The 20,583-nt window shown below is 38.2% G+C and carries 20 protein-coding genes; 9 read left to right on the top strand and 11 right to left on the bottom strand.

The features are described from left to right. Positions 1-150 precede the first annotated feature (150 nt). Positions 151-2,388 (bottom strand): hypothetical protein, encoded by a 2,238-nt coding sequence (locus FDY99_RS09420; RefSeq protein WP_139420998.1) that lies wholly within the window; start codon positions 2,386-2,388, stop codon positions 151-153. Next, on the bottom strand, positions 2,385-3,317 hold the full coding sequence (locus FDY99_RS09415; RefSeq protein WP_139420996.1) for a hypothetical protein: 933 nt from the start codon (positions 3,315-3,317) through the stop codon (positions 2,385-2,387). Before FDY99_RS09415 ends, FDY99_RS09420 begins: the two co-directional genes overlap by 4 nt. A 206-nt stretch (positions 3,318-3,523) precedes the next feature. Here FDY99_RS09415 and istA point away from each other — a divergent pair, with 206 nt between their 5' ends. After that, positions 3,524-5,074, top strand: a complete 1,551-nt coding sequence (istA, locus tag FDY99_RS09410; RefSeq protein ID WP_139420994.1) for an IS21 family transposase — start codon at positions 3,524-3,526, stop codon at positions 5,072-5,074. Between the two features lie 12 nt (positions 5,075-5,086). Further along, positions 5,087-5,824 (top strand): IS21-like element helper ATPase IstB, encoded by a 738-nt coding sequence (istB, locus tag FDY99_RS09405; protein WP_139420992.1) that lies wholly within the window; start codon positions 5,087-5,089, stop codon positions 5,822-5,824. Between the two features lie 131 nt (positions 5,825-5,955). Here istB and FDY99_RS09400 read toward each other — a convergent pair whose 3' ends face one another. The 9 genes from FDY99_RS09400 to FDY99_RS09360 form a co-directional block, all read right to left on the bottom strand. Then, entirely contained in the window at positions 5,956-7,965 is a 2,010-nt protein-coding gene (locus FDY99_RS09400) for a phage tail tape measure protein (RefSeq protein WP_139420990.1), read from the bottom strand. Positions 7,966-8,264: 299 nt separating this feature from the next. Then, positions 8,265-8,720 (bottom strand): hypothetical protein, encoded by a 456-nt coding sequence (locus FDY99_RS09395; RefSeq protein WP_139420988.1) that lies wholly within the window; start codon positions 8,718-8,720, stop codon positions 8,265-8,267. A gap of 24 nt (positions 8,721-8,744) precedes the next feature. Next, positions 8,745-9,182, bottom strand: coding sequence for a hypothetical protein (locus FDY99_RS09390; protein ID WP_139420986.1), 438 nt, complete (start codon positions 9,180-9,182; stop codon positions 8,745-8,747). Between the two features lie 2 nt (positions 9,183-9,184). Continuing rightward, positions 9,185-10,414: a DUF2586 family protein gene (locus FDY99_RS09385; protein ID WP_139420984.1), complete on the bottom strand. Its 1,230-nt coding sequence runs from the start codon at positions 10,412-10,414 to the stop codon at positions 9,185-9,187. A 1-nt stretch (position 10,415) separates the two neighbouring features. Then, positions 10,416-10,808 carry a hypothetical protein gene (locus FDY99_RS09380; protein ID WP_139420982.1) on the bottom strand — a complete coding sequence of 131 codons (393 nt, stop codon included), beginning with the start codon at positions 10,806-10,808 and terminating at the stop codon, positions 10,416-10,418. Continuing rightward, positions 10,808-11,362, bottom strand: a complete 555-nt coding sequence (locus tag FDY99_RS09375; RefSeq protein WP_139420980.1) for a hypothetical protein — start codon at positions 11,360-11,362, stop codon at positions 10,808-10,810. Before FDY99_RS09375 ends, FDY99_RS09380 begins: the two co-directional genes overlap by 1 nt. A 15-nt stretch (positions 11,363-11,377) precedes the next feature. Continuing rightward, positions 11,378-11,845 carry a CHAP domain-containing protein gene (locus tag FDY99_RS09370; RefSeq protein ID WP_139420978.1) on the bottom strand — a complete coding sequence of 156 codons (468 nt, stop codon included), beginning with the start codon at positions 11,843-11,845 and terminating at the stop codon, positions 11,378-11,380. A gap of 33 nt (positions 11,846-11,878) precedes the next feature. Further along, positions 11,879-12,781: a hypothetical protein gene (locus FDY99_RS09365; RefSeq protein ID WP_139420975.1), complete on the bottom strand. Its 903-nt coding sequence runs from the start codon at positions 12,779-12,781 to the stop codon at positions 11,879-11,881. A 9-nt stretch (positions 12,782-12,790) separates the two neighbouring features. After that, on the bottom strand, positions 12,791-13,888 hold the full coding sequence (locus tag FDY99_RS09360) for a Clp protease ClpP (protein WP_139420974.1): 1,098 nt from the start codon (positions 13,886-13,888) through the stop codon (positions 12,791-12,793). 171 nt (positions 13,889-14,059) lie between these two features. Between FDY99_RS09360 and FDY99_RS09355 the strand changes: the two genes are divergently transcribed. From FDY99_RS09355 to FDY99_RS09325, 7 genes are all read left to right on the top strand, one after another. Continuing rightward, on the top strand, positions 14,060-14,632 hold the full coding sequence (locus tag FDY99_RS09355; RefSeq protein ID WP_139420972.1) for a hypothetical protein: 573 nt from the start codon (positions 14,060-14,062) through the stop codon (positions 14,630-14,632). A 60-nt stretch (positions 14,633-14,692) separates the two neighbouring features. Next, on the top strand, positions 14,693-16,210 hold the full coding sequence (locus FDY99_RS09350) for a hypothetical protein (RefSeq protein ID WP_139420970.1): 1,518 nt from the start codon (positions 14,693-14,695) through the stop codon (positions 16,208-16,210). Beyond that, complete coding sequence (locus tag FDY99_RS09345; protein ID WP_139420968.1) at positions 16,207-16,632, top strand: hypothetical protein; 426 nt, start codon at positions 16,207-16,209, stop codon at positions 16,630-16,632. Before FDY99_RS09350 ends, FDY99_RS09345 begins: the two co-directional genes overlap by 4 nt. Continuing rightward, positions 16,632-17,939, top strand: coding sequence for a phage portal protein family protein (locus FDY99_RS09340; RefSeq protein WP_139420966.1), 1,308 nt, complete (start codon positions 16,632-16,634; stop codon positions 17,937-17,939). Before FDY99_RS09345 ends, FDY99_RS09340 begins: the two co-directional genes overlap by 1 nt. Before the next feature lie 8 nt (positions 17,940-17,947). Then, a complete protein-coding gene (locus FDY99_RS09335) occupies positions 17,948-19,231 on the top strand; it encodes a minor capsid protein (protein ID WP_139420964.1) in 1,284 nt (427 codons plus the stop codon). 78 nt (positions 19,232-19,309) lie between these two features. Then, positions 19,310-19,831: a phage virion morphogenesis protein gene (locus tag FDY99_RS09330; RefSeq protein WP_139420962.1), complete on the top strand. Its 522-nt coding sequence runs from the start codon at positions 19,310-19,312 to the stop codon at positions 19,829-19,831. A 1-nt stretch (position 19,832) separates the two neighbouring features. After that, on the top strand, positions 19,833-20,402 hold the full coding sequence (locus FDY99_RS09325; protein ID WP_139420960.1) for a hypothetical protein: 570 nt from the start codon (positions 19,833-19,835) through the stop codon (positions 20,400-20,402). The last annotated feature ends 181 nt before the right edge of the window (positions 20,403-20,583 follow it).

The following is a 20,583-nucleotide window of genomic DNA, read 5'->3' as shown; positions in this document are numbered from 1 at the left end:
GTTTTAGTATATTTGCACTCCTACAGTATAAACAACAAAGCCAGCCAAAGAAGACTTTTCGTCCTCCATGGCTGGCTTTGTTGCTATTAAAATACTGTAGAAAGTTTTTAATTTGGAGGACGTTTTTAATTCCTTTCCTCCATTGGAATATTAGTTTATTATATTAGTTCCGTTAACATTATTTTTGAAAATATCGCCATCCTGATCCCTGTAGAACTCCGCCCACGTAGTATTTCCAATACTTGTAACGATTGTACCGCCATCGAAGTAAATGGTAGGATTTAAGTACTGGGATGAATTCATTATTTTTAAAGTCACACCTTTTGGCATGTTTTCAACTCTTATATTTTGAAAGTTATTTCCTTTACAAATAATTGTTACTACTCTAACATTTCGGTAAGCGCTGAAATTAAATGTTAAATCATTTGCGATATTTTGATAAATAACTTCAGCAAACGTGTCATTAATACGTGTCTGTATAATTTCCTCAGTTTGACCAAGAGGCACAGCATCATCAGATTCTATCGCTGAAGGAACTTTGGGAGATACAAGATGCGTTTTAACACCTGTAATATTTTGATCACTAAAGAGAGTTACAAAATTGATTGATGACCATTCTTCAGTCGATAATCTAATTTCTGCACCATTAGCATGTTTGACATAGGGTGTGTTAGCTGTACCTCCAACAAAACCTAAAGCAAATGCATTATTTTCTGAAAGTACTCTGCTTAAGATAATATTTTGAACATATTCTTTAGGTGCAAGTTCAATTGAACCTGCTGTCGAATGTTTAAAATAAGGTTTAATTTCACTATTACCTATAAATCCAGCACCTACAATTGAAGAATCTTCTCTTTGGATATATCTTCCGTCGCCTTGAGTTATATTCAAATAATTTTGTGATAATACCCAGTCATATCTCGCTAACCTTACATTACCTGCTGTTAAATGATAGATATAAGGCGCCTCTGCTAAACCTGCTATAAAACCAATAGCTGTAGCATTATCTACAGCACCAGCAAAATCTGAAATGGCTTTATCATTTCCATCACCTAATAATACATGATTACCATCTGAACCATTTTTTATAAATTGACTCGATTTTATTCCTTTATATCCGGTACCAGTTGAATCTGTAGTTTTAAAATAATAGCCATCAAATATAAGTTGTCCTATATCAACGCCGTCTCTATAAAATGATAAACCTGCGTCATGACCATTTATACCATGAATTCGTAAAGTATTATTATCCCAGTCATTTCCATTATCAGTTTTAAACCATTTTTTTCCTGTAATATTATTCCAACTATCAACAGTAATAAAATCTGAAATAGATTTATCACCACCACCACCTAAAAGTACTTTTGAATCAGATGAACCTGTTTTAATAAATCCTAAAGAAGTTATATTATGATAATTTGTTCCCGACATATCCATGAAATGAAAACCATCACCTCTATGACTTAAAGTGGCAGCGTATAATCCCGGTTGATGAAATGCTAATGTAGGATAAATAGTATTTGTTTGTCCGTTACCATTAATCATTATTGCAGAACCTATATAATCATTTCCAGTGCCTCCAATGAAAGTTTTATGTGCATGAATTGTGGATGCTACATACTTAGGAACATAATTCTCTAATTCTACTGCTAATTTAGAATTAACATAACCGTGTGTAGCTATTGGAATGTAACCTGTTTTCGTACCATTATCAAAATAAAAATATGGAAATTCTATACCATCATCTGTAGGATAAGTTCCTGAACTAAATCCAATAGCTCTTGCATTTTCCTGACCATTAGCTTTTGAATTTAAATTCTGAATAGTTGCAAAATTTTCATTAACATATTCCTGAGTAGCTAAAGTTTTAAGATAGATCGAAACTCTTTTTGTTCCACCCGGATCGGCACTATCTGAAACGTTGACAACCCTATTTTGTCCCTGTTCTATTCCGCCATAGCCACGAGTTAATTTTACGTCAAATCCTTGCCAATATGACAATTGCGGAAACCAAAAACAAAGCTTTCCGTTAAGATTTAAAGCAGTAATAATTTTCCAATAATAACAAGTTGTATAAGCTGCAACATTTAAAAGAGGATTTGCACCATTTAGATAAATATAACCCTGAATCTTTGCATCCAGTGGCATTGAGTTGTCGTACATATTGCCTTTAATCTCCAAAAGAAATTGGTCTCCATAATCCTGAGAATAATCAACATCGGTTTCAATCAAGGTTCCGTTCGGGAAATTTCTTGCAGAATGAAAAAAAGAATCTTCCTTTGTTAAATGATTACGAGTACCACCACCTGCCATGACGATATCTTCATTTGTTTTGCCGTCAATTTTGTAGCCGGCTTCCGTTTCATAGTATGAATAATTAGTCATCATAATACAGGCTCAATTGTAATTATTATAGGGTTAATTGGTAGAACATCAAACTCAATGTTAATTGTATTAGCTGTGTTTGCTTTCCAACGAGTATATGCCGGATAGTTCGTCACGGAATCAAGCATAAATACTTTGACCTGATAAGTGCCGAAATTATGCGTTAAAGTCTCGTTTGCTGTTACTGAAAAGCTTTTGGCGGTAATATCATTATTGCCTGCTGTAACACGTCCTTTGGCATCAACTGTAACTTTGTTGTACGCTCCGGGTATCACGCCCGTATTCGCCAAAACTAAATTTGCGGAACCATTGGCAGTACCATCGACTGTCACCTCCCAAGTTGCATCCCCCGCAATACTGATTACTCGTGGTGTAGTCCATTTTGTTGCAGATAAAACATTTTTTACGGCATCTGCCGTATTATCTGCATTACCTAAGCCAATATGAGATTTGTTTAGCACCACAACACCTGTTTGCCCATTAACAGAATCAACAGCACCGGACGTAATGTAAACGTACGCCGATCCGCTCCAGCGATAGGTTTTATTTGTATCTAAAGCAACATAAATTTTCCCTGATTCACCGGGATTTGGAAACGATGCAAGATTAGCAGCTTCGATCACGTCATCTACATAACTGGGTAATTGTGTTGATGGAATTAAACCATTTGCATCAAGAGTAGCCACACCATTTACAGCACCTTTTTGTGATAATGGGATATAATTCGCTAAATCGGCAGTGGTCGGCATTGTTCCCATATACACAGTGATTCCCGTTGCAGTCTGAACAAGTCCGGTTACAACATTTCCCGTTCCTGAAGTGGTCACAGGCAAAGTAAATGTTGTTCCTGTCAATGTCAGCCCGTTTCCGGCACTGTACGTTGTATCAGTAGAGGTTAACGTGATTGTATTTCCAGTTTGAGAAACAAACATATTTGAACCTGCTGCCAAAGTAATATTGGAAAAGACGGTCAAATTGACCACCTAATTTCGGAGTAAATTGACCACTGATTTCGGAGCAAAGTGACCACCACTTTTCGGTCTAAAATGACCACCTGTTATCTGGGTTATATTTGAGATAAAAACGACTTGGTTTTTTCATGATGTTAGCGTCATATATTCGTTAAAAAAAGCGGATTATGGCAAATAAAATAACAGACATGAGTAAAATTAGAAAAGTCATAAAATTCTACAGCACTGGAAAGAGCAAGTTATTTATAAGCAGCTATCTATCCCTTTCCAGAAATACCGTTAAGAAATACATCTCATTATATGAGATCCTGGGCTTGAGCCCTGATGCAATCAATGCCAAGACAGACGCCGAGTTGGAACTTTTGTTTTCCAATAACACGGTTCACACCATCAGCCCCAAACTACAGTCCCTGTACGATTTTTTTCCCAAGATGGAACGTGAGCTCAAAAAGGTGGGGATCACTATCCATCATATGTGGGAGCAGTATCTTGTACTGCATCCTGATGGTTTTCAGAGTTCACAGTTCCGGCATCATTACAAGGTCTGGGGCAAACGTGTGAACCCTGTGATGCATATGAATCACAAATCCGGTGATAAGATGTATGTCGATTATGCAGGAAAGACACTCTCCATTATTGATAAGGAAAGCGGGGAGCTTAAAGAAGCTCAGTTTTTTGTAGCTATCCTGGGAGCAAGCCAGTACACGTATGCTGAAGCCTCTATGAGCCAGCAGAAGGAAGATTTTGTACGATCTGTAGAAAATGCCATCCGCTTTTTTGAAGGCACACCGGCAGCGATCGTTCCTGATAACTTAAAATCCGCAGTGATCAAAAGCAGCCGTTTTGAACCCACCATCAATGAGACCCTGGCCGATCTGGCCGAACATTATGAGACGACTATCTTGCCTGCCAGGGCTTACAAACCGAGGGATAAATCCTTGGTAGAGGGAGCGGTCAAGATCCTGTACAGAAGGATCTACGCCAACCTTCAACAGGGAGCCTGCGGCCTGGATGAACTAAATCTTGAGATCCGGGACCTGTTGGACTCCCATAACAAACGCAAGCTCACAGGACGTCCTTACTCCCGCTACGAGCTGTTCCTGGAGGACGAGAAGCAGCAGCTGCGCCCACTGCCTGAGCGTCGTTTTGAGATCAGGTACCAATCCTTTGCAACAGTGATGCAGAACGGGCACGTACAGTTGAGCCAGGATAAGAACTACTACAGTGTCCCGTACCAGTATATCAAGAAGAAGATCAAGATCCTATACACCTCTTCCACCGTGGAGATCTACTATAAATACAACAGGATCGCCATGCACAGACGCAATTACAAGCCTTATGTCTACACGACCATTACAGAACATCTGGCCAGCACCCACCAGTTCGTTGCCGGATGGAGCGCTGCCCGCTTTATCGATTGGGCTAATAGTATTGATACCGCAGTGGGAGAATACATTGTCCAAATTATCGACAGTCGCAATCATCCCGAGCAGGCCTACAAAAGCTGCCTGGGGATCCTGAACTTCGAAAAGAAAGTAGGCAGGGAACGATTGATCAATGCCTGTAAACGGGCATTGGATTTTAAGATCTACAGCTTTAAGACCGTGCAGAAGATATTGGAGAACAATCTGGATCAGATGATCGATCCGGAAAAAGAAGAAAAGGAGCAGGAACTGCCTGATCACGGCAACATCAGAGGAAAACAATATTATCATTAAATACCAACAGTTATGAACGAACCGACAGTGAGCAAAATGAAGCAAATGAAGCTTTACGGCATGCACAATGCCTTTAAGACCGCTATTGAAAGCGGAAGGACAGACCATTATACCCTCGACCAGTTTGTATCGATGCTCATCGATGCCGAATGGGATGAGAGGCACAACAGACGCATAGAGCGAAGCATCAAAAATGCCAAGTTCCATTACAGGTCCAGTATTGAAAGTGTCAACTTCGATGACACCCGCAATCTCGACCGTAATCTGGTAATGCGTCTTGCAGGATGTGAGTTCGTAGAGAAAAATGAGAACATCCTGATCACAGGAAGTACAGGCGTGGGTAAAAGTTACCTGGGAACTGCGTTGGGCTACCAGGCCTGTATCGAAGGCTTCAAGGTCAATTATTTTAATACTTCCAGGCTGTTTGCCAAATTAAAAATGGCAAAAGCAGACGGGTCATACCTGCGCGAACTAGCAAAACTACAAAGGCAGGATGTGATCATCCTTGATGATTTTGGTCTTCAGGCTTTGGACAGTGCCAACAGGATAACCCTTCTGGAGATCATAGAAGACCGTCACAACAACGGGTCCATCATTGTGACATCACAGATCCCGGTGCAAGGCTGGTATGACATCATTGGCGAAAAGACCATAGCTGATGCTATTCTGGACAGACTTATCCATCAGTCTCACCGCCTGGAACTCCAGGGGGAATCTATGAGAAAAAAGAGAAGAGTTAGCAGGGAGTAATTAATTATTATATTTGAATATTAATTGACACATGAAAAGCAAGAGTTTTTATCAAATTTAAGGGTGGTCAATTTAAACCGAAATTACCTGGTCACTTTGAATTGAAATTGGGTGGTCAATATCACTGGAATTTACACTTCAGCTTTATCCCTGGTAGAAGGAAGAACAGCTTTACCCATATACATGACCAGTTTACCTTCTTTTATCGCCTTGTCGATCCTTTCTTTTTCGGTAAGCTGTTTTTGTTTTGGGACTACCTTTTCGCCTTTAGTTTTGGCTTTCTCATCAGCTTCAGACTTCTTTTCATTTTCGGTAACTAAGTCCATTTCGGTTCTTAGTTTTTTGATCCCGGCTTCAAGGTCAGTATTGAATATTTTATCAATCCATCCAGATATTTGCTGAAGTGGTTTAAGTAGAACATCTAAAAGCACAACACCAATTCTTTTTAAACCTCCTAAAATTCCATCAGTCTGGAAGGCTTTTTTGATGCTATCCCAATGATCATAAATAGACTTGAAAGCAGCGATTATACGCCCCACCGGACCCATAAATATCAATAGCGTTGCACCCCAGTCATCCCAGTAAACAATTGCTGCTGCTACCAATGCAACCAATGCGGCAATACCTACTACAATAAGTCCTATAGGATTAGCAGTTAAAGCAGCATTCCAAGCCCACTGAGCAGCTGTTACAATCCCAGTCCAGGTTGCTGATAATTTTTGAGCAAGTGCTGAATTTCTAACCCACATTGTAAAAGCTTTTAAAGGACCAACGTTTATAGAAGCAGTGTAAGCATTGGTTACAAATGTTGATATTCCCGTCCAGATACTTGAAAGCTTTTGAGCAGCAGCCCCACTTCTTATCCATCTAACAAAATTGCTCATTGGACCCGCCATCCCTGAATAGATATTTGCTAAATCTGAACCTGTAGCAAGCATTTCACCACTTGCTTCAGTCAATGTTATAACTGGTGAAATAGCATCGAAAATAGAAGTCTTCCAATCGTCAATCTGAGCAGAATAACGTGACATTTTTTCTTTCCAGCTTTCCATGTTTTCAGCTGCCATAGTATAGGCATCTTTTGTCCCGGTAACTTTTGCGGTAAGTTCTTCCTGATAGTTGATAGTAGATAACATTGCCTGAGCGCCTTGAACGTTTTCAGTTCCAAATATCAACGCCAAAGCATTCATATCGTGACCTACCTTTTGAAGTTCTCTTAGTCTTTCTGCGAATGGAATTGTTGTGTCAGATACTTTCTTTAGATCAACACCGTATGCCTTCAAATATTCGGATGCATCATCACTTAAGGTTACAGGCGCTGCCATTTTCAAAAGTGCATTTCTCGAGGCAACTCCTAATTTTCCAACTTCAACACCTCCTTTTGCCATTCCCTGAAGTAAAGCATTGGTCTCTTCAAATGTCAGATTACTCATTTTAGCAACTCCTCCAACTTCAGATAAAGCATCTGAAATCTGAGGAACCTCTACAGAACCAGCTCTTGCTGAAGCAACCATGACGTTCATCATTTTATCCATTTCTTCAGCAGCTTGCATGGGGTCTTCCAAGCTTACTTTAAACTGAATCATGGCGTTATTAAGAGCATTGGTTGCACCGGAAACATCCCCTTTCATGCTTTTAGACATAATATTGACATTACGTCCCATTTTAGCAAGAGCAGCGTCGTTCTCAGCAATTTCAGGTCCTAATGCACCTAAAATATTTTGATATGATGATAGTTGGCGAGCTCCGTTACCTCCAAATTCAAGAGCCATTTCACGACCGCTTTTCGTCATCTTTGCCATCTGTTCATCAGTAACTCCTGTCAATGCTTTTAATTCATGCATCGATTCATCAAAGTCAGCACCAGGACCTTTCATACTTGATAGCCTTCCTGATATTCTTTCAAAGCCTTCCGAAAGAGCGTTCCAGTTCATGGAACTCATATCTTTTAGTGAAGTCTTAAGTTTTTCTGTTTTTTTCCTCGTTTGATCAATTTCTTTTCCGGCTTTATCGAAATTCTGATCTATTTTTTCAGCGGCTTTTTCACCTTCATTTCCTACAGTTTTAAATTTCGGAATAAGATTTTCCGAAAGATTCAATACCCAGGTTGTAGTAGCCGTGCTCATTATTTTTTTTATCATAGCAGCATTTAAGCTGCTTTTAAAGTTTTATGGTTAATAGTTTTTTTCCGGCATTTTTTCCGGAAACATCTCATTGAGAATTTCGACAAGCGCACTTTGAAAATTTATTTTTTGAATTTGACTTTCAAATCTTTTTACAAATGCATAATCGTTCACTAAACGGGCGAATTCTTCATCTGAGAGTGTATCCGGATCAATACCATATGAAATCCTGATTATGGCGTTAGCTTTTCTGATACTATCTAATTCAAGGATTGGCGTGCCTTCATCATCATTGATTATTTCAATGTGTGAGGCTTCTATAGCTTTTTTGCCTCTAACTCAGCCTCCTTTACCATCGAAGTCAGGAAGCTTGTAACTTTTGCAAATACTACTGCATCTTCTTCAATATCTTCCAAATCACCTATTACCACACAATTACTGAGCATTATTTCGGAAGCAAGATCTTGATTCTTTTTTTCGATAGCATCATGCACAGCACTGGACGTAGCACGACTCGGCTTTTTAATAATAAATTCAGAAATACCGTCCGGCGTTGTTACCTTCAGATATCTTAATCTTTTACCATATTTAATCTTAGCGTTCTTTACTTCATCTTCAGTAAACTTTCCAAAATCATCAGATTCATAGTAAAGATTATTGATAAGAAGTTTTTGTTCTTTAAGTTCAGGTGTGTTTTCTTGAGTTTCAGGAGCGTTGTCTGAAAATTCGTCCAGAATTAACTCTTCAGCTGTATTTTCTTGTTGGTTTTCCACGTTTAAATAATGTTTAAATGATAATTAAAGCACATTCCAGTCGATGTGCGAAATGATTAGTTCAAGTTTTATAGCCATAGAACCATCGCCTTGTTTTACATCAATACCGTTTCCGATAAATTCTGCATTACGGATTATATCTTTTCGGATACGTCCTCCTTTAATTGCATATTGAATAACGATATCGGACATTTCAATATCTTGTAATCTCATTCCAGGAGGAAGGGTATCTAAAATAGCATCCACCTCTTCTTTTAATAAAGTAATGGAAGCTTTTGCTTCATAATTACTTTCTGATCTTCCGACCATGAATTGACCGGCTCCCTGAACGTTCTCCTTTTTAGTTGAATCATCATAAGAAATTTCTGTAATCCCTACAGCATCCCGACCAAATAGGTTTGTAGTTATGTTATTCCAGCCCTGAAGCTTTCCTAAACTGTTTATAATACTGCCTGCTCTCATGTCTAAATTTTATTTGTAAGACCTAATTCGACCTCAAACTCATGCACAATACCATGAGCAACCAAAGAGCATTGGATTTTGAAAGGTGTACTTTCGTCCGGATACTGCTGAGCGTCCAAATTCAATGAATAACCGCTAATCTCGTCTGCATTGACCATTTGGTCTAAGGCTTTTTCCAATAGCGTTTCCCAGTTGCTTATCGTAGTTGTTTTCACAAACCCGGTAGAAGGGTCTTTAGGAACTTTTGATTTTACTTTTGGAAGAAGCGTTCTGTTGATTAATCTTTTCGCTTTGTTCCAGGTTCTATTTCTTTCGATGTAGCAATAATCGCTTGCTTCAGTAACACAGGTCGGGGAATTGCTGAAGTAAAAATCTGCCTCAGCTTCATACTGAGCTGCAAAAATGTACTTCTTTTTGTTAAGTGCAACAATCTGAACATTTGTTAACTCATCCATTGTCTGACCAGTTGAAATACCAACATTGACAAATCTTCCGGCTGCTGAGCTTGTTAAAGGATAAGTATCAAATGAAAGGCTGTCTAACGGCTTCTTCTCGATGTTCACAGACCCAATGTTTTCAGCAACATTTCTTACATTGATCATTCCCAATTTTGCACCAACAGCAGCATATTTTGAATACGCCGGGTCTAAGGCTGCAATATCTCTATCCTGAGCAATAACGAGTGAGATATTAGGAGCTTGATTAAGTGCCAAATCTTCAAGATCATTAATAAGGATAGGTTCTGCAGTTCCTTTACCTTCAAGAATTACATAATCCAAATCAATTCCTTCTTTGGCTGCTTCACTTACTAAATCAGCTTGAATAGCATCCAGTTCATCAGTCAGTGTGGAAAGATCATTGGTGAATCCAGCGAAACCAATTCCCTTAATCGATCTGTTCTTTTTAAGAGCAGTTAACGTCACTGCAATTTTGCTTTGAATAGTCGTATTCGCTTCAACAGGCAAAATAAACAATGTGCTTTCCGGTGCTAATCTGAAATTCTCTGAAATATGATGATATGCAAGAGTTTTATTGTTTGCATCAAAGGCTTCAGTAATTCCAAAAACTTCAGCATCTTTCGCTTCCAAGAGCTCTTTTGCCTGACCATACACCAGGGATGAACCTGCGATACTCATAGCAATAACAATCATGGAAACGTTGTCTGTAGCAGCGGTGGTCCTGCCGAGACCACCGTTTGCTTTTTTAAATTTTATAGCTTGTAACTTTCCCATGTTATGCAGGGTTCTGATCGTTCTGATTAGTTGATGTAACAGCGTTTAAATCTGCTTCTTTTTCGGCAATTAAGCTTTTTAGCTTTTCTTCACCAATATTGTAATGTGCAGGTTTTCCGTACAGCTCTTCGTATCTTTCTTTCAATTCCTTCAGATCAACGATATCTTCATCACTTGTCAAAAGCTCAGCTTGAGTTCCGTGTGCTTCAGTTCTTGTGATCGTGTGATACTTCAGACCTTCAATGGTTTTGCAATGAATTTTAGCCCTGTTTTCATCTAAGAAGGTGTATCCATCTTCTGAAACGTAGACCTTTTGGATTTTGCTGTGCATTTCATTTTGAAAGGTTACAGCCGCAACAACGATGAGTTGTGATAATGCTAATGTGTTTTTCACTATATTAATTTTTTAGAGATTAAAAATCTGATCAGAAATGCCAAAGCAGCAATACCTGCGACCCAAATGAATATATTTCCAATCCATATCCTGACATTCTGATATGTTGTTAAAGACTTTTCAACAGGCGGAAGCGGTTTGTGGGTAATTTCCCACTGTTTTTCGTACACTTCCTTCCACTTGAAAAATATCTTTTGGGCTTCTATTTGGCAGTCAATTTTTAACTGACCATCCTGAAGGTTAACAATTGGAGCGTTAAGAGATTTTCCGGATTTACTTTTTGGAGCTTTTGCATTTCTTCCTGGATTCTTACTGTTGTAATCCTTGATCTGCTTTTCAGACTGAACAAGAACAGGCTTACCATTAACACAGTCGATGTAAGCAGAATAAAAAGAACTATCTTTTTCAACTGTCAAAATCGTGTCTTTTACGATTTCTGTTTTAGTGATAATGGTTTCTTTGGTTTCTCCCGGGAGTTGTTTGCTTTTGCAAGATGTCAAAAGCAAACATCCCAGTAAGAAAGAAAATATAAATATGAATAAGTTTGTTTTCATGGTTAGTGAGCTAGTTTAGTTAGCTATTCTGATATATCCTTTAATTGCTGATTGTTTTCTGATTCTATAAGCCACTTCATATCCTTCACGGCTTCCTTCATCGTTGGTATTTCCTTCAATAGTTTTTAGTGAACCATCAGCACGGACTTCAACAACAAATCCGGTATGACCCTGACCTTTCCCGTAATCCATGATGAAGATATCACCAGACTTTGGCGATTTAGTTACTTTCATCTTTGGCGTGATTTCATTCCATTGACGGAGAACGCCGGCAGTTTTAATTAAAGGAGTTTCTGTATTGAGTTGTTTTGAGGCTTCTTTGACCGACCAATAAACAAAAGCCATGCACCATGCATATCCTTTACCAAGCCCAACACTTTTAAGATAACTTTCCACTGCCGGTCCGGCATTGCTATTTTTTGGAACTTCCTGTACGCCGTTTTGGCTTTGAGCGATTTTTAATGATAAAGAATTGAGTGACATGACTTTTGTAGGTATATAAATGGTTATTAATTTTTAAGCTGCTTTTCCTGATCTGATTGCTGCAAGACCTTCATCTTTAAGAGCTACACAAATCCAGTGCATTTCAAATCCGATCTCGTGTCTTCTGTAAGAAGGATTTTGCGTTTTGTCGATAGCATACCTCTCTGCTGTTCCTGGAGCCTTTGCAGTCATTGGAGCAAAGAAACAAACTGAAGCTTCCGTACCTGAAGTAGCGCTTCCATAAGGAATCTTTTCACCTGCATCCGTGAACTCAGGAGAATAAATATTATCATAGATTTTGAATCCGTAATATTTTTGAGCGATTACGCCCTCTTCGTGGTTCATGTAACGCTGATTGAATTTCTCATCCTGCTCAAGCAAATCATCTACGTGATCAGAACAAAGAACCAATACACGTCCTTTCTTTGGAACTTTCAGTTTATCCAACTTTTTCTTTAAAGTTCTAAGGTCTTTCGTAATCAGCCTTTTTCTACCTGCATCATCTACTGGACCAGTAGTAACGATTACCGGTGATGTAGCAGTATCGTTTTGTGGAGTAATTGAAAACAAAGCATGTTCTGCTGTCACATCTTCCAATGTTTCACGGTGCTGAACCTGAACATCATTTACCTTTTCATACGGTAAAGCATAAAGCTCATCTGTAGTTACTTCAGTATTTTCAGTTTCATATTTATTTAATGAAAGCTTTAAATGTCCATCCTCTCTCTGAGAGCCACTGATAGGATAAATCGTATTGTTAATTAATACTTTTGGAGCATCTCCCTGGATAGGAATTTTAATCACATCATTTCCGACCCATTGCGGTTTTGATGGTACTTCAGCAAGCCATGTATGCTCATGATTGAACTGTTTAATAAGTTCAGTGACTGCCAATTCGTTTTTTAAAGCGAGAACGCTTACTACTTTTTGTGACATAGTTATTAGTTATTTTTTAAGAGAATATGCTGCATTCATTTTTTTGACAGCATCAGGATCAGAAGCAATTAAAGCATCAAGAGCCTGAGGGTCATTTTTCAAATAATCATCAATCCCCCAGTTTTCTCTTCCTGTAGCAACTTCTTTTCCGGTAGCATTTTCCTGAATACCTGTAGATGCAGCAGTCACACCCTTCATACCATTTAAAAGCGCCTCAGTATTGGCAGGGTCTTGAATGTGCAGGGAAACGTAGATCGGTTTCTGATCTGCTGTGATTTTTTTATCCAGGATCGCCTTGTTTACAAAAGTCTCAGCATTTTGAGCACTTTTTTCCTTTGCGCTTGCTTCTGTTGCAGCAGCCTGATCTGCTTTTGTTTTGTTTTGTGCTAATCTGTCAAGAACTTCCTGTTCTGTTGCAGTTGCCGACATTCCTAATGCCGATCTTAATTGATTGATATCCATGTTGGTATTGTTGTTAGAATTTTCTGCTTTTTTTTCGGTCGGTTTGGGAATGTTGGGACAACCACATGCAACCATCATTGCTACTGTACTTTCATCGACTTCAACATCTTCATCGATAATTTCACTGATCAAGCCTATTTCTTTCGCTTCCTTTGCATCCATCCAATAATCGTTTTTCCATAACTCATCGATCTGAGCTTCCGTTTTATTGAATTTTTTGGCGTATGCTGTACGGTAACTATTGGTAATATTCCCTAAAGCTTTTAAATCAGCTTTAACCTGGTCCTCATTTCCCTGAACATAGGTGAGCGGCTTGTGGATCATAAATTGAGAAGTCTTGTAGCACTTTGCTTTAAATGCACATAAGAACTTTGTCCCGGCAGAAGCTGCTAATGCTCCGACTGTAATATTTACATTTTCTTCACCGAGTCGTAAGAGTTCATTGATAGCTTCTTCAGCTTCAAATACACTTCCGCCTTCCGTGTTCAGATACAGTTGTGCTGTCGTGATCTTTTGAGCCATAGCAGCATCAATTTCCCACTTGAAAGTACTAGCCAGTTCACCCTGCCAAATTCTTCCGGAAACTCTTAATATTAATACCCCATCAATTACTGAGGCTTCGATTTTCATCCGTTTAACTGCCATCCGTTTGCTTTTTCTGTGGCAAATTTTGGGATGTTTTTTTCATCTGTAAAATCGGCATACTAAATCAGTACGATTTACGGTACGATTTGGTAAGATTTACGGTCTGATTCAGTTTTGGAATTTTACAGACATCTTTATTGAATGCAATTTTGCTTCATTAATTCTATACTAATGGCAAAACAAGAGCAGAAGAACCTGGCGTTTTTCTACTTCACAGAAGAGAAGCTTGAAGCAAAGGAAATTGCGATTAAATGCAAGGTACGACCGAATACCGTTGGGGACTGGATCAAAAACGGCAATTGGAAAAGCATTCGTGATTCTAAAACAAACCAGTCAGGCGAACGCCTTGACCGTATTCAGCAGGTTATTGATGATCTCGCAATCGAAAGACTGGAGATCATGAAGCAAATCAAAGAGTATCCGGAACAAATTCGAGAACTGGAGAAAGAAGCCCGTGAAGTATCCAATAAAAACATTCAGGTAGAACTGAAAACACAGATCGCTGATCTGAAAGGTGAGGTCAAAGACATGAAAAGGCAAACCGTTTTTATCGACCAAGGAATTGCCATGTGGAATAAAACACTTTCAAACTTCCATACTGAAAACAAAATCACGCTTACAAAGTATATTGAAATTATGGAGAAGATCTTCTCTGATCTGAGAAAGCATGATGAAAAAACCTACATGAAAACCTTAGACTTTCAGCACGAACACATATTGCAAGCCGCCCTTGTTTACAAATAACGTTTAAAAGGCGTTTAAACGCTTTTTAAAACCTTTCAAAAACTAATACCGAACCAATACATGAAAAGACAGGATAAGGAAGCTTTAGAAGCGTATCTGAAGAAATTGGAATTTGCACGTTCTGCCGGATCACCTAACCTTAACGAAACAAAAAAAGAAAAAGAAGATAGAATAAAAACCTATCATACCGATATCCGTGGAATGGTTGAATACTATTTCCCACATTATGCAACATCAGCATGTGCTGACTTTCAGATCGAGTTTGCTGAACTTATTGGAAAACATAAAACTTTTAAAGGTTTTTGTCAGTGGGGTCGTGCATTGGCAAAATCTGTCTGGAGCAATATCATAATCCCTTTTTGGCGTTGGCTGTGTGGTGAACCTGTGTATTTGGTTATCATCGGAAACAGTTTCGATAAAGCAAAACAGCTACTCGAAGATATCAAAGCAGAATTTGAGGCAAACCCCAGGATCATTTCAGATTTTGGAGAACAGCATCAGATCGGAAGTTGGGAGGATAAAAGGTTTATTGCTAAAGGAGGTTTTATCGGTCAGGCTTTAGGTATGGGTCAATCCGTTAGAGGTCTGAGAGTAAAAAATCTACGTCCCACTATGATTGTCTGTGATGATATCGAAGATAAACAGCTTGTAAAGAATCCTAAACGTCAGAATGAAGTTGTAAAATGGATTGAGTCTGACCTGATTCCTACAATGGACGGTGAATATCGTAGATGGTGGCAGGCAAATAACAGATTTGCACCAGTAATGATTCAGACTAAGCTTCAGGGAAAACACCCGAAATGGATTGTTCATGAAGTTTGTGCTTACGATCCAATTACCTACAAACCTACTTGGCATCAGAAATATTCGGATGATTACTTCAGGGTTTTGATTGAGGATCCTTTTGAAGGAATTGGAACTCTTACAGGAAATGCTGAATACAACCATAAGCCACATGTTGAAGGAACAGTATTTAAGGATGAAATGTTCAACTGGATTGAAATGAACATGAAAGACTTTGAGCACATTGTAGGTCATTGGGATATAGCATACGCCGGAAACGAAAACAGTGATTACAATTCTGTGACTGTAGAAGGATTAAAAGAAAAAAAATTCTACATCTACGATCTTTTTTGCAAACAAACAAAAATGAGAGCCGGGTTACAATGGATGTGCAACTTTGAAAGAAACCTACCGTCAGGCATACGTGTGCATTGGCAGTTTGAATCGCAGTTCTGGAATGATGAAGTACAGAGAACAATTGATGAAGTAGAAGAAGAAGAAGGTATCAAATTACGGCTTGAAAAAGTAACAATCAAGGGTAATAAAGAAGACAGGATTATGTCAATGGTTTCTTATTATCAAAACAACCGGGTTTACTGGAATAACGCTATAAAAGGTAATAATGATACACAGGTAGCAGTAAGCCAACTTAAAGGTATAGAACCTGGATATAATGGTCATGATGACTTTCCGGATAGTCATGAAGCCTGTACCAAAAAACTTGAAAAATACACTCCTTCAAAAAAGGGTAAAATCAGAATGGGAAAAATGAAGCCTAAAAACGAAAGAATATGATTTATTTACAAGACAAAGATTTAAACGCTTATACACAGGAAAGACTTCTTAACGAAAGCACAAAAGATTTTGAAGAAGCGAGAGACGAACTGGAGACCCATAGAATCTCTGAGGTCAAGTCAATGATTTCAAAATACTACAACGTTGAATCCATTTTCTCAACACCTATCAGACATCCCCACATCATAAAGATTCTCGCAAAAATGGTCGGTTATGATATTAAAAAACGTAACGCTACAAGAAAGGTCCCAGATGATGTAAAAGAGGATTTAACCTGGGCTGAACGTGAATTGGATAAAATGCATCGGGGGATAATCAAGTTTGATGATTTACCTGCAAAGGTTAATGATCCAACAAGCCCCGGAACCGCTGCTTCTAAAATGTTGTACGGTAATCTTAAAAATGAAAACTTTTATATCTAATGAAAACACCTTTAAACCGTTTTAAAAACAATAAAATCTACAGAGCCGCTGAAGCTTTCTTTTTGCAAAACGCTTCCTATACTCAGCTTAATTCAATTGTAGCTGCTGGAAAGAGACAAAACACAGCAATGCCTTCAGATGTAGTAAAACATCAGGCAACAATGATGAAAGCTGAAGATTTGAATTCATGGAAAACGGCGGTAATGCTTGCAACCGACCCCGACAACCCGGATAAACAAAACCTTCACCTGTTATACGAGAATCAGAAAACTGATAATCATTTAGAATCAACGATTGAAACAAGAATCGCTAAAACACAACAATCTCCATTTAAACTGGTGAGTAAAACATCAAAAGAACGTGATGAAGAAGCTGAAAAGTTATTTAAAACTTTATGGTTTCAGGAATTTATCAAACTGATAATTGAATATAAATTTGACGGAACCAAACTGATAGAAGCCTTTAAAACAAATGAAGAAGGTTTTTTAACGGAAGTAACAGAAATAAAGCAGCCTTTTTTCAATCCTAAAAAAGGAATCATCCTGAAGGAACCAGGACAAACCACCGGTGAAGATTATAAATTTGGTCCTTTATCAAACTATTATATTCAGGTTGGTAAAGATTATAAAGATTTAGGAACCCGGGCGTTAATAGCACCGATTATCCTGGCTAAAAAATTAGGATTAGGATCATGGTTAGACTTTATTGAGAAATATGGTGTGCCGCCTTTATTTGTAACCACCGACCGTGAAGATGATGATAGGTTACTGGAACTTTTTGAAATGGCAACAAATTTCAAATCAAATAATTTCATGATCGGAAGAGGAAGTGAGAAATTTGAGATTCCAAACATATCCTCAACCAACAGTCAGGAAGCATTTGACGGTCTTATTAAGCGTGCAGATAATGAAGTTTCAAAACGTATTCTCGGTGGAACCGGATTAACTGACGAAAAAGGCTTTGTAGGATCAGTAGAAATACAATTTGAATTAGCACAATTCAGATTTACTTCAGATAAACTTTTGGTCCGAAACATTGTCAATGAAAAGTTGATTCCATTGCTCGTAAAACTATCACCGGTCTATTCAAACCTTGCAAACTTTGATTTTGAGTGGGATGATGAAGACGAAATGACCATTGATAAGCTGATCAAGATTGTACAGGCTTTAGGAGGTTATTTCGACTTTGATCCGGAACAGATTGAACAGATCACCGGATTGAAAATTTTAGGAATAAAAGATGCAGGTTCCGGAACTCCTACAGACAAGCCCGAACCAGGAGCTTCAAAAAAAAAAGTAGTAACATAAATGCTTTTTTGCAAACAAGATCAGTATTGAAAGATATTGAAGCTTCATACACTGCCAATGATTGCGACTGTGATGAATGTTCAACCATGAAAATGAATGCAGTCCTGGCAATCAGCATGGAACCATACACAAAGTTGATTGAAAAGATTGCCAATGATCTGCACGAAGGAAAGATGAAACCGTCAGACCTTAATGTCGATATGGTCAAACAGATGTACAAAGATTTATCAACCGCTACAGAAACGGTGTACGGCGATAAATGGGTAAAGTTTGATATTAAAGAACCTCAATCGCTTGTACAAAAGTTTAAAAAGAACCTTTGGCAGTTCTCATGTGCAAAGACATACGCTGAACTTCAGGAAATGAATAATCTGCTCCTGAATAAAGGAAAAATCAGACCGTTTCCGGAATATCTTCAGGAAGTCCGTAAAACAAATATGAAGTTCAATGAAAACTATCTTCAGGCAGAACACCAAACTGCCGTTAAAGGTTGTCAAGCTGCTGAACAGTGGAAAGCTTTTCTCAAGGACGCTGATTTGTTTCCGAACCTGGAATACAGAACCGTTGGCGATAACTTAGTGAGACCACAACATGCTTTATTAAATGGAACTATAAAACCTATTGGCGATGTATTTTGGACGCTCTACTACACACCAAACGGATGGCGTTGCAGATGTTATGTTGTTCAAACAGCAGCGAAAGCAACACCTGGAAAGATTGACGATCCATCAGTATCTCCTGAGTTCCGTGGAAACGTTGCCCTGGATGAAGAAATTTTCACGAACAAAGGCGGATTTTTCAAGCTTTTAAATATGGACCATAAAGCAAAAGTGAACGCTGAATATATGAAGCTGAATGCACCTTATGACGAAGCATATAAAGCTAAAAACGGCAAAAAAGTACATGCAAACATTTTTGCAGATGAAAGTGATAAGATCGCCAATATTGAGACAGCGATGATTATTGTTGAAAAATTGGAAAAGGATGTTTTTGTAAGACCTCATATTGAAGTACAAAATCATAAGAATCCCGAATACCTTATTGATGGTAAACTGGCAGATAGAAAGGAACAGAAGGGGAAAAACATTTCTTCAAACTTAAACTCAGCTAAAAAGCAAGGTTGTAAAACGGTTGTATTTGACATATCGGCAGATTATCCATATTCACTGGAATACTTCAAAAATCAACTTAAAGGACACATCCTGGCTCATTATAAAGATGCATTTGAGGAAGTGATTATCGTTACCGGAAAAACTGCTGTATCAATTAAAGTAAAGGATTTACTAAAATAAAAAAGGGCGCTTTTACCTTGCGCCCAAAAAAGGAAGAAGATCAGATCACTCTTCTCTTCGTTGCAAATATACAAAAAAATGGAACTAAAAACAGAAATACCTGACTTTGGCGAAATTGCAAAGAATGCTATTAATGATTCAAGACGATATGCAATGGTTTATTGTCTGAATTTCTTCAAAGACAGCTTCAGAAAACATGGTTTTACTAATCAGCATTTTGAACAGTGGGAAAATAGAAACAGTCCTGATTACAGACCGGGTGGGGCTTTGTTGGTTTCCACTTCTTTTTTATTGGAAAGTCTCAAGGTTTTAGCCGGAAACAAACATCAAATCGTTTTCGGATCATACGCTCCTTATGCTGAAATTCATAATGATGGCGGTGTACTGAAGATAAAGATTACAAAAAAAAGCAGGAAATACTTTTGGTACATGTTTAAGAAAACAAAGGATGTAAAGTGGAAAAAAATGGCACTTACTAAAAAAACTGAAATGCAGGTAAAAATTCCGAAACGTCAGTTTATCGGTGAAAGCGCCGTAATGATGGAAGGGCTTGATGAATGGTTCTTTGCTTATATAGTTAAAAAATTTCAAAATTTATAATATGGAAAGTTGGAGTGACTTATACCTCGAAATGGCTGAAATACTTTCAGCTGATCTTAATGAAAAAGAACAAGAAAAGTACGGAAGTTTAAATACTTTACACGGCTACGAAAACAAAACACCGGTCCGGTGGATTGATCTTTGGAAAAATCAGGTAAGCTTTTTATCTGAAGAACTTGAATTTCCTACTCCTGCTGTATTTCTTTCATTCCGTACAAAGCAGGTTGATGACCTGGCTGAAAAGGTTCAACAAATCACATTACAGGTCGATTCCTTTCTGTTTTATGAATCGTTCTCAGAAAGTTTTCAGGGTTCTTTTAACCAGGATGATGCAATGCACTTCCTGAAGATTCTAAACTTTATTAATGGGCGCTTTCATGGGTCCAGTGGCAGCAATTATAATTCAATGCGAAAAGTAGGATTTAACCAGGAAGATACAGGCGGGGCAGGAAGTCTTTACAAAATCGTTTTTGAATGTATTATCAGAGATGAATCGGCAGCGCAAAAAGCGGATGATGGAGCATTTACCGGAATTGAATTTGAAATTAATTATCAAACTACTGTACAATAACAAAGACCCGCACAAAGCGGGTCTTTTCTAATATTTTCTTAATTCTCGCACTCTAAACCCGATGAAAGATGATGTTTTCTACAGTAGCTGTACTGTAAAAAAACCTTTGGGCAACTGATGCTACAATCCAATCAAAAGAGTGTTTTTGCACCCCGAATTCCTGAATGTCCGATAACCGTTT

The organism is Chryseobacterium mulctrae (assembly GCF_006175945.1).
In the GTDB taxonomy this organism is placed as follows: domain Bacteria; phylum Bacteroidota; class Bacteroidia; order Flavobacteriales; family Weeksellaceae; genus Chryseobacterium; species Chryseobacterium mulctrae.
Note: the sequence above shows the minus strand (reverse complement) of the source record. Positions and strands in the feature narration are given on the sequence as shown.